The organism is Lactococcus sp. AK05, assembly GCF_041026685.1.
Classification (GTDB): Bacteria; Bacillota; Bacilli; order Lactobacillales; family Streptococcaceae; genus Lactococcus; species Lactococcus lactis.
In genome coordinates, this window is the sequence record NZ_JBFTEI010000002.1 from 190,502 (window position 1) to 204,963 (window position 14,462).

Below are 14,462 nucleotides of genomic sequence, written 5' to 3' on the forward strand. Positions count from 1 at the left end.
TTAGTCCTCCTGTGCTTTCTGTGTGTCGTAGATTTCTTGGTAAATTTTATTCTCAGCAACTAATTCTTGGTGAGTTCCTTGACCAACAAGTTTTCCTTGGTCAAGAACCAAAATATTATCTGCATGAACCACTGATGAAATCTTTTGAGCAATAATAATTGTGGTTGTGTCTTTAAGGTCTTTATTCAAAGCTTCTTGAACAAGTTTTTCAGATTTAGCATCAAGGGCTGATGTTGAGTCATCTAAAATTAAGACATTTGGATTTTTAACAACTCCACGTGTGATTGAAAGTCTTTGCTTTTGACCACCTGAGAAGTTATTTCCGCGTTCTTCAACTTCAGAATCATATTGACCATCTTTAGTTGTAATAAATTCTGCGGCTTGGGCAATGCGTGCAGCACGAGTCATTTCTTCATCAGTTGCATCGGCTTTCCCTTGTTTAATATTTCCAGCAATTGTTCCTGAGAAGAGAATGGCTTTTTGAAGAACAATAGAAATATTTTTCTTCAATGTTCCACGACTAACTGTTTTAAGATCTTTTCCACCAACTGAAACGGTACCTTCTGTTGGATCAAAGAGTCTTGGAATCAATTGTGCCAATGTAGATTTACCAGCACCAGTCGCTCCGACAATCCCAACCATTTGACCAGGTTCTACTTCAAAGCTAATATCTTTAAGCGTTGGTTCTTCATCATTAGGATAAGAGAATGACACATGGTCAAATTTGACAGAACCTGAAAGAACTTCGTCTTTAGCATTTTCATCAAATTTCATGGCTGGATCAGTATTTAACACTTCATTAATACGTCCAATTGATACCATACCACGTGAAGCAAACATTGAAATCATACCACCCATGATAATGGCAAACATAATCATTCCCATATAAGTTATAAATGTTGTAATCCCACCGATACTATCAGTCGCAATACTTTGTGACTTTGTAACATAGGTTGATACAAAGTAGATGGCAAGCCATATCGCTCCTTGAGCAATAATTGTAAAGAGAGGAATCATTGCCGAGAAGAGTTTTCCTACTGCCCAGTTATGATCGTAAAGTTCATCAGAAGTTTCATCAAAATCTTTGATTTGATTTTTTTCTTGAACGAATGATTTAACGACACGTGAACCACGCAAGTTTTGTTTAGCAATGGCGTTAATACGGTCCATCAATTTTTGGAAAGCCATAAAGTGAGGGCCCATGCGTCCCATTATCACAACAGTAACTACAATAATAAGCACTAAAAGAAGGAGAGTAATCCACCAAAGACGAGGCATAGTCGTAATTGATAAGATAATTCCTCCGATTAGAAGGACAGGCACTCTCATTAAAATTTGGAAAACCATCATCATCAAGTTTTGAACTTGTGTGACGTCATTTGTCATCCGAACAACAAGGTTTCCAGCATTAAATTTCTCGATATCTTCATAAGAGAAGGTATTAATTTTTTTGTAGGTATCTTCACGAACCACAGCACCAACTTCTTGAGCAAGTTTAGCGGCCGTTAGAGTTGATACAATAGCAAATACTATTCCTATACCTGAAACAACAAGTATTAAAATTCCATCATTTTGGATTTTATCAGACATTTGATGGCGAGTTAAGGTAGAATTAGCCAAAATCGTCATGATATCTTTGATTATCTGCGGTTGGTACAATTGAACGCCGGCATAAATGAATGTAGCAAACATTGAAAACAATGCTAACCATTTATGACGCCATATTGCTTTTCCAATCATCAATTATCCTCTTTTCTTTTTATATAAATTATTTTTTAATATTCAGTCTATTTTAAATTATAATAAAAATATTATATAATTTAAAACATGAATAAACTTCTTTCAATGTTTCGTCATTCCTATATTGATGCTAACCACTTTTCTTGTTTATCTAACTTCAAATTACTTGATGAAACAGAACTTTTTAAAATTACTGGTGGACACTTTTCAACTTCGTTCAAATATCACAGACTCGAAAATCACTATACACAAGAACAACTTGCCGAACTTCTTAATGTGGATACTCATACTATTAGAAATTGGGAGTCAAATAAAACCATACCTAAGGGGACTGATTTATTCAATTCAAGTCAACTTTTCGGCATCAGTATCGATACTCTTTGGGATGCTGAAAATAAATATAAAAATCACTAACTTTTTGGCTGTACAACCAAATTATAAGTGGTACAATCTATTTGTAAGCTTACAAACGATTAGAAGGAGAATTCAATTATGAGTAAAAAAATTCAATCAATCAATACCGATAAACCTCTATCTTCATTCAAAGAACTGTCAACCGAAGAACTTCAAGATATCGCTGGTGGTGCCAATGTTGCATTTACTGGTGGTTCTAACCTAGCTAGCACTTTAGCTTCAATTACCCAAACGGGAAAAGCCGCATCAGCTGCTGTTAAAAGCGTTAGCATGGGTGGCTATGCTTCTAGCGCCTACAATACGATGATGAAATTTTATCCATACTAAGCCCAAATAAGTAAATTTTCAAGTGCTCTTTATGAGCACTTTTTTTATTTTCCAATAGTAAGATATGGTTCTGTAAGCTCTTAGCAGTTTGTTTGCTTCATGATTGATTTGAAAATCATAAAATTCCTTTCTAGAGTTAAATAATGTAAATAAGTTTACATTAAATTGAATTTTCAATTTCATTTTACTTCAAAATAATTTCAATAAATTTTTTGAGAAAATAATTATAACATTATTTTTTTTAGTAAACAAGCATTAATTGTTAATGCTGTTAAACATTACAATAGTTAGTTTCAAAAAAGATAAACTAACAAAAATATTGTAACGCTTTTCAAAGTTTAAGTCAACAATTTGCGACGAATATTTTTTACCTTCATCCCTTATGTTGTAACTTAAATTTTAATTGGAAATTATTTATTAGATTCATCTTTTTTATTTGCTTCTAAATTTTCAATAATTTCATCGACTCTAGACCAAGATTCAAAAGCAAGTCGCATATTTTCATGACCAATTTCTGTCAAGCGGTAGTATTTACGACGGCCACCTTGGCTTTCGTCTCCCCAATAAGAACTGATAATCCCATCCTTTTCAAGTCTTTTAAAGATTGTATAGAGCGTGGCTTCATTAAGCTCCATTTCTCCATTTGAGGCTTCTTTGACTTGCTTGATAATGCCATAAACATAATTATCCCCTTGTTTTAAGACATTGAGCAAAATGACATTGGTTTGGGCGCGTAACATTTCCTTTGGTATTTCTGCCATTCTTTTTCCTTTCTATCATTTTAAACAAAGTATATTATACTTCACATTACTATGTAAGTCAAGGTACTTGAATTTTTTATATAATTATTTTATTTTTGACTGATTTCTACTACATTAATATAGTAGAAAGTGGGTATTTTTATATAAATTAGTCAGCCCTTATTTTTTATTTATATTTTGTGAGCCCTTGTTATAAAAGCTTTTTTGGCAATAGATACAAACTTTCATTCAAAATTTTGTTATAATGGAATGATGTAAATTTGGGAGGATTCATATGGCAGCTTCAAGTACAAACAATCTGAAACTCGCTGAAAAAGGAGTTTGGGTTTCTATTATCGCTTATATTGTTTTATCCATTGGACAAATTGCTTTTGCAGCAATTGTGCATTCTAGCGCTCTTCAAGCTAATGGTTTTAATAATGTGACTGATATTATGGGAAATATTGCAATTTTGATTGGTCTTCGACTTGCTCGAATTCCAGCAGATAGTGATCATGTTTATGGTCACTGGAAAATTGAATCAATCGCTAGCTTAATTTCTAGTTTTATCATGTTTTTCGTTGGTTTTGAGGTTTTAAGAGAAACAGTTATGACACTTCTTTCTGGTAAAGAAGAAGCCATTGACCCGCTGGGAGCTCTTGTTGGTTTATTCTCAGCTTTCGTCATGCTGGGCGTTTATCTTTATAATCGAGCATTGGCTAAAAAAACGAACTCACAAGCGCTGTCAGCAGCAAGTAAGGACAATCTCTCTGATGCGGTGACTTCTATTGGAACTGTGGTTGCTATTTTAGCAAGTAGCGTCGGCTGGGAGTGGCTTGATACTGCGATGGCTGTAGTTATTTGTGGTTTCATTTTAAAGACTGCTTATGATATTTTCCATGAATCTGTTTTTAGTCTCTCTGATGGTTTTGATGAAAATCTTGTCGAAGAATATCGCGAAGCAATTTGCTTAGTTCCAAAGGTAAAAGGGGTTAAGCTTGTCCGAGGTCGTTCTTATGGAAGTAATATTTTCCTTGATGTAGTGGTTGAAATGTCTCCTGATTTAAGTGTTTTCGAGAGTCATGAAGCGACCGAGTTCATTGAGAAAATGTTAATTGACAATTATGGTGTTTATGATGTTGATGTCCACGTTGAACCTGCTGCCTTACCTGAAGAGGAACATTACGCCAGTCGCTCACTTGAACTTTTGGCAAAAGAAGAACAGTTTTTAAATCTGGAAAATTTGGACAAATTAACTGACAGCACTTTTCAAGAAATTCTTGCTGATGGAAAAATCATCAATGCTTCTGATAAATTGAAAGATTTTGCAAAAATTACTGACGAAAATTCTGTCAGTAAAAATAATGACACTAAAAATTCATTGACAAGTCTGTCAGTAATTCCATTAGCAATAAATCACTATAGTAGTTCACAAGTCAGCAAGAAAACATTTATTTTAACTTATGATTACTGGAAAAATGAACAAAATTTTGTGGTTACAAGTATCTGGCGACGCAATGACTATTGGCGCTGTATTTATAGACAGACAACTTTAAAAAGAGAGGAAAAGTGATTATGACCAATCTTCAACAAAATCAGGAACAAATCATGACTTCTTTAACTGATTTATTTAATAAGATTGATGCCTATTACAAGCCGCAAATGGAGGCTGAATTCTCAAATATTTCGTTATCAGAAATTGAAACGATTGAATTTATTGCTAAAACCCCTTATCCAAATGTGACCAAATTAGCCCATCATCTCTACATGACACGCGGTGCTGCCAGTAAAATCGCTAAAAAACTGCTCAAAAAAAATCTCGTTGAATCTTATCAAATTCCTCAAAATAAAAAGGAAATCTATTTTCGCTTAACAAAAGAGGGTCAAGAAATTAATGACCGTCACGAAAGTTTGCACCAAAAATTTTCAGAAAAGGATCAAGTTATCTTCGATGAATTAACTGATGAGTCTGTCAGCAATATTTTAGAATTCCTCAATAAATACAATAATCATCTTGATTCTGCTATCCGGAATAATATTGAAAAATAATTCTGTCAGTAAATTAATTTTTACTGACAGTTTTTTTGTTCGTTTTTTGTTGACACGGAAACAATGTTATGATATACTATTTTTGTTTCCGAGGAAACCGTGTAGAAAAGTGAAATCACAAGTCTATAGATTTCACTTTAGCAGACGCAAGGCTGCGCAAAAAACTTCCTAAGAAATCATCATCAATTATTGTAATTGAGTTCAGACCGCTAGAAGTTTATGAAAAAGACAAAATTTTGAACCTGCCTGTTGGGCAGAACCACCAATTTTTCTATCTACGCACTAGAGTGCTGCGCTGTCCATTCTCACTACGCTACTAAAGTAGCAAGTCGAATGGCAAATTTCATCGCTTCAACACAGTCGGGCTCATATCTTATGGAGGTTTTACCTATGAAAATTAATAAACACGCCCTCACTTTTGGGCTTATCACCACTTTCCTGACAGGACTTGGTTTTACAATCATCTCACCAGTCGTTCCTTTTATGGTCGCACCCTTTGCTAATGCTCATGACCAAGCACTCATTGTCACTAGTTTAATGGCAATCTATGCACTATGTACTTTCTTTGCCGCTCCTGCTCTCGGTTCTTTATCAGACCGTTTTGGTCGTAAACCTATCTTACTGATTTCTTTAGCTGGCTCTGCTCTTGGTTATCTTATCTTTGGCTTAGCTGGTAGTCTCTGGATGCTTTTTCTCGGACGAATCATTGATGGTTTAACTGGTGGAAATATCGTGACCCTTTTTGCTTACTTTGCTGATATTACTGATGAAGAAAATCGAACTAAAGTTTTTGGTTGGACAGCCGCCGCTGTTGGTGTTGGAACAATTTCTGGCCCAACAGTTGGAGGCCTTCTAGCTCATTTTGGCAATTCAGTTCCCTTTTACTTCGGCGCCCTAATCTCAATCGCCAATCTTCTTTACGGTGCATTCGTAATGAACGAGAGCTTGCCTGAAACTCATCGCACACGTAATTTTTCCCTTAAACAACTCAATCCTTTCACTCAACTTTTTCAGCTCTTACGCATGAAAAATCTCAATCGTCTGCTCTTTGCCGGTATCTTACTTTGGCTACCAAATGGTGCACTCCAAGCAATTATTAGTCAATTTTCATTAGATTCTTTTGCTTGGACGCCTGTATTAATTGGTCTAGCCATATCCATCATGGGTTTAATGGATATCTTGACTCAAATCTTTATCATGCCAAGACTTCTAAAATTAGCTAATGAAGATAAACTCATCCGTTTGGCACTAGTCTGCGAAATAATTGCTTACCTTCTTTTCGCACTTTCTGCTTTTTCTAAAATGTGGCCCTTCTTCATTCTAGCAATGTTTATCTTCGCTTTTGGAGATAGTATTTTTGGAACTGCCTTTAACGGTAAACTTTCAAAATCAGCGACTTCTTCCGAACAAGGTAAACTTCAAGGTGGAAGTCAAGCACTTCAAGCACTTACTCGCGTGATAGGCCCTTTAATTGGTGGACAAATCTATATTAGCCTTGGTCATTTCGCTCCAGCACTCATGGGATTTATCTTTCTAATAATCGCTCTACTTGTGCTATCGAAAACAAAGTCAGACCAAGAATGAATAAAAAATCACCTCAAAAAGGTGATTTTTTATTTATTATAATTTTTCAGAAATTTCTTTGATTGATTTATCAACGTCAGCCTTTTGGCTATCAATCAAAGCAACACGTGCTGTGATTTGCTTGATTGCCATTTCGATTGAACGTTTCAAACCTTGATTTTCTAATTTTGGCTCAAAGAAAGCTTTATATTCTGCTAATTTATCAGCAGTTTTAAAAGTATTTCCTGGATAGATAACAAATTTATCATAACTCATATCTCCACCCAATTTTTCTTCAAGGAATGCCCAGTTTGCTTTTTCCCAAGCCCAAGCAGCATCTTGTGAGAAATCATTGCGCAACAGGTAGAACCAAGAGAAAGCAATATCTTGTGGCTTAACAATATCAGCATTTTTGAAGCTTTCAAGCAATTCAGCAATGACTTTTTCATCCTTGATTAATGCGACAGCCCCTTCAAGCTCACGTTTAAATTCTTGCAAGCTAGTTTTAACATAAGTTTCACGATAAGTTTTAACCAATTCAGCAGAATTTGTCGTCTTAATTTCATTATTTAAAACAATTGGACGAATATCAGCCGGAATACCTGCTAGATTTTCTTTATGTGCTGCAAAGATTTGACTGGCTTTTGCTTTGGCATCTGCATTCTCAGCATACAAAGTCTTACTCAAAACAATTCCACGAAGACTCTCATCACCAGCAGATTCACCAGCAACTTTATCCCAACCTAAGCGAGCATAGTTTTTAGCGAAAAGTTTTCCTACCAAACTTTGGAAAGCTTTTTCAGTTTCTGAATCTTCATCAACAAAAAGTTCCAATTCGCTAATGAGTTGACTCAAACCAGTATTGACAAGGTAAGATTCTTCATTAGTAAATGCCGGCAAGATATTTACGACATCAGCATAAGAAATTACACCTGCTTTAGCCAATAATTTACGATCTTGCAAGATTTGGAATTTAGTCACATTCTCCAAAGTCTCAACTTCTGAGAGGAGGTCTGTCAACAATTGTCCTTTGTAATCAATAATGTAATGAGCCATATTTGCATCATTCAAAAAGAGGGCTTTACCATTATTTTTTGCTTTCAAAGCAGCAAAACCAGGAATTTCAACTTTTTCAGAAGAAAGTAAGTCTGGCAATCCTGACCAATTTGTATTCAAAGGAACATTCCACAAACGTCCTTTATCAGCACCCTCACCAACGAAGAATTGTTTTTGACTCAAAACTAAAGTATCATCAATGACTTCGGCAGTAACGACAGGGTAACCTGGTTGGTTAACCCATGAATGCATGAAAGATGCCACATCTTTTCCAGAGACTTCAGCCAAGGCATCCCAAAGATTATCTCCGACTGTATTTCCATATTGGTGGCGTTTGAAGTAAAGAGCTAAACCAGCAGCAAAATCTTCATCTCCAAGCCATTTACGAAGCATAACCATCAAACGTGAACCTTTGGCATAGACGATTGCTGGGTCAAAGAGCGTTCCAATTTCATCTGGGTGAGTCACTTCAACGTGGACAGATTGAACTCCATCAGTTGCATCACGATTCAGTGCCATATTGGCTTCTGAGATTGAGAATGATTCCCAAACGTTCCAACTTGGTTCCAAAGCATCCATACAAACATATTCCATGTTGTTGGCAAATGATTCATTGAGCCACAAATCATCCCACCATTGCATTGTTACAAGGTCACCGAACCATTGATGTGCCAATTCGTGTGCAATAACGGTTGCTACATATTGTTTGCTTTGAATGGTTGCATTTTCAGGGTCAACAAGCATGCAGACTTCACGATAAGTGATACATCCCCAGTTTTCCATTGCTCCTGCTGAAAAGTCAGGTAAGGCAATGTGCCAACTGTGTGGGAGTGGATATGGCGTTTTATAGTAATCTTCATAAAATTCAATTGAACGAATAGCAATATCAAGCGGGAAATCAAGCGCAGCTTCACTATGAGCTTTTGTTGCAAAAGCACCTACTTCAACACCAGATTTTGTTTTGCCTTTTTTAAATTGAAGTTCACCGAATACAAAAGCCAAAAGGTAAGAACTCATTTTGACAGTACGTTCAAAAACGTGAATTCCATTAATATTCAAGAGTTCTGGCATGTTTGAAACAATGATGTCGCCTTCTTCTTCATCAAATTTTACTGACAAATCGAAGGTTGCTTTTGCTTCTGGTTCATCAATAGAAGGAAAGGCTTGACGAGCAAAATGGCTTTCAAATTGTGTACCAATGAGCATTTTCTTTTCGCCATTGACTTCATAGTATGAAGGGTAAATTCCCATCATGTTGTCAGTCAATTCAGCTTCATATTCAAATGAAACAGTCACGCGCCCTGTTTCACCAATTTTAACAACGATTTCTTCATCTTCTTCATTTTCAATGAAGTTTGTGTCGACACTAAAAGCACGAACTTTATTAAAGTGTAAACCTTTGGCATGAAAGGCAATAACACTATCTTTTGCTTCCCCAGTAATTGCCACTTGACCTTTTATTTTCTTGGTTTTACGGTCAATATCGAGGAAAATCTTATAATTTTCCGGAACAAAAGTTTCAATTAAACGTTTTACAGCCATGTTTTCTCCTAAATATTCAGTATTAATCTAATTATATCAAATTGAATAGAAAATTTCGAGTACAAAGAAAAATTACATCTATTCTTTTTACTACTAAAAAAGCTGCCTGTTGACAGCTTATAAATAGAAGACAAGCATCAATTGCAATTATCCCCTATTTTGTCATTTATAACTATTTAGTAGCTGCTAGTGCTTTTTCATAATTTGGTTCATCAGAAAGCTCTGACAAAACTTCACTATAGACAATTTGACCATTTTTCACAACAAAGACGCTTCTGGCAAGACGTCCTTCAAGAGGACCACCATTTAAAATAAGACCATAAGCCTTTCCAAAAGTTCCATCATCAGCAAGAATTGTCATGTCAACACCTTCGGCTGCACACCAATTTTTTTGCTCATCTGCTGTATTATTTGAAATACTCAAAAAGGCAATTTCAGAATGTTTTGCTGCTTCAAGATTAAAATGTTTGGTTTGAAGTGAACAAACTCTAGTATTAATATCAGGAAAAACACTAATCAAAACAGGTTTTTCAAGTTTTGATAATTTAATTTTATTTCCTTTTAAATCTGTCAGTTCAAAATCAGGTGCATCACCACTTATTGTCGGATTTATTGTTGCTATTTTTTCACCATGAGATGTGATATTCATTGTCATTAATGCTCCTTTGTTAATCTTTATGACTTCATTTTATCATAGAATCTCAACTCATCTGGCTCTTATTGCTCATATTTTACTGTTAAATATTGACTTTCTAAAGGACTTGGAAGTAAAAGTGAGTCATCTTCTGATTTCACAAATTGATAATTGATTTTTGGAATTATTACTGTATGTTTCATGCTAGGCTCCTCCTTTTGATAAATAAAAGTATATCAGTAAAAACTTTAGAAAAACTTAGCTCATTCTCAAGTATAACTTAATAAAAAAATTACTGACAGATTTTTTTAGCACCTATTATTCTGCTAAAATTTCTGTCAGTAAATTTATTTTAGAACTGTGAAGTTATGATTCACACTTGCCTCAATTATCGGATGTTTCTTCAAATAATCAGCAATCAATTCGGTCATATCAACAGTAATTTCTCTAACAATCTTGTCCGCAGAAAACATTGGATAATTTCCACCCCCAACTGCGCGATATTGATTGACGACAATTTCTAAAATTTCGTCATCCTTTACCTGATGCCCCTTGAAATTTAAACGTACAATTCGCTGACCAATTTCTTTTTGCAAATCGATCGCATATTCAATTCCTTCATACATATCATAATTATAATATTCAGGTTTTGGTTCAATAAAGCGTGGACTAAAAACAATTTCGCCACTTTCGTCAAGTTCAAGATGTTCCGCTGTCCGCTCTAAGGCAGCCTTTAAATCTGCACCTGTCACTCTTAAAACAGCTAAAGTGTTGGGATAAATATAATTTGTCAGAATCGATCTCATCGTAATTTCTTTTGCAAATCCCTTAGCTTCATTATTAAAAAGTGCAGTCCCAGAAATATCGGTCCCTGTCGCTTCCATTTGTATTTTATTAATTAATTCAATATAAGGATGTTCAATCAATCGAGCAGTCATTGGATCACGAATAATCATTTCTCCATGAACTTCTCCCATTGGCTGGTCTAACCAATCCTCTGCTTCTGTACTAACATCAGATATCAGCTGATTGACCTCCGATGAGACTTTGCAATTCTCCGTTTTATGAAGTCTAGCGTTTGAAGCCACAACTTTTTTATGATTGTCTAATTCAAGTTCTATTTCGCCAACAAAAGCACCACGATAGCCTGGTTGAATAACTGGAACTCCAAAAAGATGGTCAGCAATTTCACGGTGCTGGTGTCCAGTCACTAAAGCATCAATGTAATCTTTATACTCTTCAACTAACTGATAAGCCTCATTTTCCCCTGTCAAACTTTCTGTCGGAAGACCTGTCTGTAAATCTCGCTCAAAGCCTCCATGATATGCAACAATCAAAAGGTCAACTGATTGGCGCAAATCGGGCAGAATATCTTTTGCAGTTGTCAGAATAGATTGGAAAGTCAAATCTTTGATAATTGACGGTTTTTCCCAATGTGGAATATATTGTGTCAAAAAACCAACAATTCCAATTTTCACCCCCTCTTCTTCAATGATTTTATAAGCAGGGCCAAAAGCAGGTTGACCTTCATTATTCAATACATTCGCAGCCAAAATAGGATAATTTACCTGATTAACATAACTTTTTAAATAATCAATCCCATAATTAAACTCATGATTACCAAGCAATCCCACATCATAACCAAAAGAATTAGTGACATTGACCAAGTCTTTAATACCGCGACTTGATTTTTTAGCTAGATAATAAGCCAAGGGGGAACCTTGCAATAAATCACCATTTTCAATTTTTACAATAATTTCACCCTGCTCTTGAGCCACTGCTGTCAGTTCATCTATTTTAGATTTGGCTTTGGCCATTGAAAAAGGCAAATTCATTTCTCTTTCGGTGAAGTTTGTTGGGAGAACAAAACCATGTAAATCACTCGTTTCTAGAATTCTTATTTTCATATTATTTATCCCTTTGCTAATTTTTTCCGAATTCTTGATGAAATGAGTTCAACAAGGATAATTAAAACTAAAAGTCCCAACAAAATTGCACCAACGGCTGACCATTTATACCCAGACATTGCAAAACTCAATGGCGCACCAATTCCACCAGCACCAACTAATCCCAAAATAGCTGCATCACGCAGATTCATATCTAAACGGTAAAGTAAAATCGAATATAAATCTGGTAATAATTGGGGTAAAACTCCAAAACGAATTTTTTGAAATGTTGTTGCACCAGCTGCGTCCATAGCCTCAATAACACCCATATCCAAATCTTCAATAGCTTCAATAAATAGTTTTGCAATCATCCCAATTGACTCAAAACCAAGCGCCATTACACCAGCTGAAGAACCTAAACCAACGACTGGAATAAATAAAAGGGCATAAACAAAAGAAGGAATTGTCCGAATCGCCATCAAGACAAAACGAATCAGATAAGCTAACCAATTCGGAACCAAATTAGTCGCTGCAAGAAAAGAGAGTGGAATGGCAACAATTGCACCAACCAAAGTCCCAAGCAAACCAATCGCAAAAGTTTGTAGCAAGAGATAGGGTAAGCCAGTTTCAGTTAGGTTAAACATCAAACTGGTATCTGGATGAAAAATCCCTGTGAAAATATTTTTGGCGATTAAAGCTCCATGTTCTGAAACGCCATGATAATGGACGACTGAAGTCGACCAAATCGAAACTGCTAATAAAACAATAAATATCAAAAGATAATAAAACCAGTTTTTAGGTCTATGATTATATTCTTCAATAATTTGTGAATTCATTTTTCCTCTCATTCCTAGGCAATTTTCTTACGAATTAATGCGCTGATTGAATCAATAATCATGACTGTAGCTAGAATAGAAATTAAAATCATACCAACAGAGGAAAAGTCGCGAAAATTCACTCGGTCATTTAAGATATTTCCTATCCCTCCAGCCCCAACATATCCCAAAATTGCAGCATAGCGGACATTTCCCTCAAATGCATAAAGAGCAGTTGAAAGATAAGTAGGTAGGACTTGAGGAAAAACAGCAATGAAAAAGGCTTTTAAAGGACTGACCCCTAAAGCTTCTGCCGCTTCAAAAGGTCCCATATCAACGGTTTCAATCACCTCAAACAATTGTTTTCCTATGAAAGAAAAGGTAAATACAAAAATTGCAACAACTCCAGCAAAAGTTCCTAGACCAAAAATATAGGTTGCAATTAAAGCCAAAACCAAAGTTGGCAAAGTTCTTGCTAGCATAAAAATCAAACGAATGATGCCATTAACAAAACGATTTTTAAGGATGTTATTTGCCGCTAATATCGCAAATGGAACTGACAAAATTGCTCCAAGTAAGGAAGCAAAAAAGCTCATCTTAATCGTATCTAATAGTGGGGGAAGAACTTTATGAAAGTAAGCCCAATTTGGGGGAATCATACTTGCTAATTTTTGAAAAAAGAGACCACTTCTGCTAAGCGCACTAAAATCAAAATTTGTAAGAATAACAGAAAAAGCAATCAGTAAGATGATAATTAACCAAGTCAACCAAGTTCGACTGACTTTCTCTTCGACAACTTCTCCTGTAATAAGTTTTATTTTTTTAGGCTTAAAAATTTTATCGTACATTTAGGCCTCTTTTCTATAAACTTCATCCAAAATTTCTTTGGTTACCTCTTGTGAAGGACCATCATAAACAATTTTCCCTTTTTTTACAGCAATAATCCGCGAAGCGTATTCTAAAGCAAGTTCAACATGGTGAATATTCAGTAAAATTGTTTTATTGAATTCTTCATTAATTCTTTTAAAATCATCCATTACTTCTTTAGCTGTGACTGGGTCAAGTGCTGAAACAGGTTCATCAGCGAGTAAAATTTCACTTTCTTGACTAAGAGCGCGAGCGAGTGATACACGTTGCTGTTGTCCACCTGAAAGTTGATCTGCTCGGATATAAGCTTTATCTAAAATCCCTACCTTATTCAGAGAATCTAAGGCAACAAGTTTATCTTCTTTTGAAAATAAACCAAAAATGACCTTAAATAAACTCATATCTGGCACACGAGCAAACATTACATTTTTCAAAACCGTCACTCTAGGAACTAAATTATAGGATTGAAAAATCATTCCCACATGTCTCCGAAATTTTCTTAACTCTTTTCCTTTAAGTTTTGACACTTCTGTATCATTCACAATTAACGAGCCTGAAGTAATATCATTTAAACCATTAACACAACGAATCAGAGTTGATTTTCCTGCTCCCGATGTTCCAATAATAGCTACGAATTCTCCTTGATTGATTTGTAAATTAACATCCGTCAAACCTTTTGTGCCATTTGGATAAATTTTTGACACATTTTCAAATTTTATCATTACTTCTCCATCCTTCTTCACTAATGAAGGCTTTTTAATTAATATTAGTCAATTTCCACAAAAAGAGTCTGGAACTCATTGAGTAACCCAGACCCTTATTAAATGAT

The 14,462-nt window shown here is 35.2% G+C and carries 13 protein-coding genes; 5 read left to right on the plus strand and 8 right to left on the minus strand.

The features are described 5' to 3' along the window. A complete protein-coding gene (locus tag AB6B24_RS05460; protein ID WP_017864090.1) occupies positions 1-1,740 on the minus strand; it encodes an ABC transporter ATP-binding protein in 1,740 nt (579 codons plus the stop codon). Positions 1,741-1,827: 87 nt separating this feature from the next. Here AB6B24_RS05460 and AB6B24_RS05465 point away from each other — a divergent pair, with 87 nt between their 5' ends. Together AB6B24_RS05465 and AB6B24_RS05470 are read left to right on the plus strand one after the other, a co-directional pair. Next, on the plus strand, positions 1,828-2,154 hold the full coding sequence (locus AB6B24_RS05465; protein WP_235587181.1) for a helix-turn-helix transcriptional regulator: 327 nt from the start codon (positions 1,828-1,830) through the stop codon (positions 2,152-2,154). 78 nt (positions 2,155-2,232) lie between these two features. Further along, positions 2,233-2,481 carry a bacteriocin gene (locus AB6B24_RS05470; RefSeq protein WP_012897166.1) on the plus strand — a complete coding sequence of 83 codons (249 nt, stop codon included), beginning with the start codon at positions 2,233-2,235 and terminating at the stop codon, positions 2,479-2,481. 410 nt (positions 2,482-2,891) lie between these two features. On the opposite strand, the gene AB6B24_RS05475 is transcribed toward AB6B24_RS05470, so the two are convergent. Beyond that, positions 2,892-3,242 (minus strand): PadR family transcriptional regulator, encoded by a 351-nt coding sequence (locus tag AB6B24_RS05475; RefSeq protein WP_003131688.1) that lies wholly within the window; start codon positions 3,240-3,242, stop codon positions 2,892-2,894. 274 nt (positions 3,243-3,516) lie between these two features. On the opposite strand from AB6B24_RS05475, the gene AB6B24_RS05480 reads away from it, so the two are divergent. The 3 genes from AB6B24_RS05480 (at position 3,517) to AB6B24_RS05490 (ending at position 6,854) form a co-directional block, all read left to right on the plus strand. Then, positions 3,517-4,794, plus strand: a complete 1,278-nt coding sequence (locus tag AB6B24_RS05480; RefSeq protein WP_311803952.1) for a cation diffusion facilitator family transporter — start codon at positions 3,517-3,519, stop codon at positions 4,792-4,794. Between the two features lie 2 nt (positions 4,795-4,796). Continuing rightward, positions 4,797-5,270, plus strand: coding sequence for a MarR family transcriptional regulator (locus AB6B24_RS05485; RefSeq protein ID WP_003131690.1), 474 nt, complete (start codon positions 4,797-4,799; stop codon positions 5,268-5,270). 390 nt (positions 5,271-5,660) lie between these two features. Beyond that, entirely contained in the window at positions 5,661-6,854 is a 1,194-nt protein-coding gene (locus AB6B24_RS05490; RefSeq protein WP_010905276.1) for a tetracycline resistance MFS efflux pump, read from the plus strand. A 36-nt stretch (positions 6,855-6,890) separates the two neighbouring features. On the opposite strand, the gene AB6B24_RS05495 is transcribed toward AB6B24_RS05490, so the two are convergent. From AB6B24_RS05495 to phnC, 6 genes are all read right to left on the minus strand, one after another. Continuing rightward, a complete protein-coding gene (locus tag AB6B24_RS05495; RefSeq protein ID WP_195936324.1) occupies positions 6,891-9,431 on the minus strand; it encodes a M1 family metallopeptidase in 2,541 nt (846 codons plus the stop codon). Positions 9,432-9,603: 172 nt separating this feature from the next. Then, positions 9,604-10,086 (minus strand): peroxiredoxin, encoded by a 483-nt coding sequence (locus tag AB6B24_RS05500; protein ID WP_311803951.1) that lies wholly within the window; start codon positions 10,084-10,086, stop codon positions 9,604-9,606. A gap of 326 nt (positions 10,087-10,412) precedes the next feature. Beyond that, positions 10,413-11,972: a bifunctional metallophosphatase/5'-nucleotidase gene (locus AB6B24_RS05505; protein ID WP_311803950.1), complete on the minus strand. Its 1,560-nt coding sequence runs from the start codon at positions 11,970-11,972 to the stop codon at positions 10,413-10,415. A 5-nt stretch (positions 11,973-11,977) separates the two neighbouring features. Then, entirely contained in the window at positions 11,978-12,787 is an 810-nt protein-coding gene (gene phnE, locus AB6B24_RS05510; RefSeq protein WP_010905273.1) for a phosphonate ABC transporter, permease protein PhnE, read from the minus strand. A gap of 14 nt (positions 12,788-12,801) precedes the next feature. Then, positions 12,802-13,614 (minus strand): phosphonate ABC transporter, permease protein PhnE, encoded by an 813-nt coding sequence (phnE, locus tag AB6B24_RS05515; protein WP_012897159.1) that lies wholly within the window; start codon positions 13,612-13,614, stop codon positions 12,802-12,804. Next, on the minus strand, positions 13,615-14,355 hold the full coding sequence (gene phnC, locus AB6B24_RS05520; protein WP_010905272.1) for a phosphonate ABC transporter ATP-binding protein: 741 nt from the start codon (positions 14,353-14,355) through the stop codon (positions 13,615-13,617). It abuts the gene before it with no gap. Positions 14,356-14,462 lie beyond the last annotated feature (107 nt).

What these genes read in the sequence shown, in the direction of transcription:
- AB6B24_RS05460 (WP_017864090.1), bottom strand. Translation starts at nt 1,740, where the DNA reads ATGATTGGAAAAGCAATATGGCGTCATAAATGGTTAGCATTGTTTTCA.
- AB6B24_RS05465 (WP_235587181.1), top strand. Translation starts at nt 1,828, where the DNA reads ATGAATAAACTTCTTTCAATGTTTCGTCATTCCTATATTGATGCTAAC.
- AB6B24_RS05470 (WP_012897166.1), top strand. Translation starts at nt 2,233, where the DNA reads ATGAGTAAAAAAATTCAATCAATCAATACCGATAAACCTCTATCTTCA.
- AB6B24_RS05475 (WP_003131688.1), bottom strand. Translation starts at nt 3,242, where the DNA reads ATGGCAGAAATACCAAAGGAAATGTTACGCGCCCAAACCAATGTCATT.
- AB6B24_RS05480 (WP_311803952.1), top strand. Translation starts at nt 3,517, where the DNA reads ATGGCAGCTTCAAGTACAAACAATCTGAAACTCGCTGAAAAAGGAGTT.
- AB6B24_RS05485 (WP_003131690.1), top strand. Translation starts at nt 4,797, where the DNA reads ATGACCAATCTTCAACAAAATCAGGAACAAATCATGACTTCTTTAACT.
- AB6B24_RS05490 (WP_010905276.1), top strand. Translation starts at nt 5,661, where the DNA reads ATGAAAATTAATAAACACGCCCTCACTTTTGGGCTTATCACCACTTTC.
- AB6B24_RS05495 (WP_195936324.1), bottom strand. Translation starts at nt 9,431, where the DNA reads ATGGCTGTAAAACGTTTAATTGAAACTTTTGTTCCGGAAAATTATAAG.
- AB6B24_RS05500 (WP_311803951.1), bottom strand. Translation starts at nt 10,086, where the DNA reads ATGACAATGAATATCACATCTCATGGTGAAAAAATAGCAACAATAAAT.
- AB6B24_RS05505 (WP_311803950.1), bottom strand. Translation starts at nt 11,972, where the DNA reads ATGAAAATAAGAATTCTAGAAACGAGTGATTTACATGGTTTTGTTCTC.
- phnE (WP_010905273.1), bottom strand. Translation starts at nt 12,787, where the DNA reads ATGAATTCACAAATTATTGAAGAATATAATCATAGACCTAAAAACTGG.
- phnE (WP_012897159.1), bottom strand. Translation starts at nt 13,614, where the DNA reads ATGTACGATAAAATTTTTAAGCCTAAAAAAATAAAACTTATTACAGGA.
- phnC (WP_010905272.1), bottom strand. Translation starts at nt 14,355, where the DNA reads ATGATAAAATTTGAAAATGTGTCAAAAATTTATCCAAATGGCACAAAA.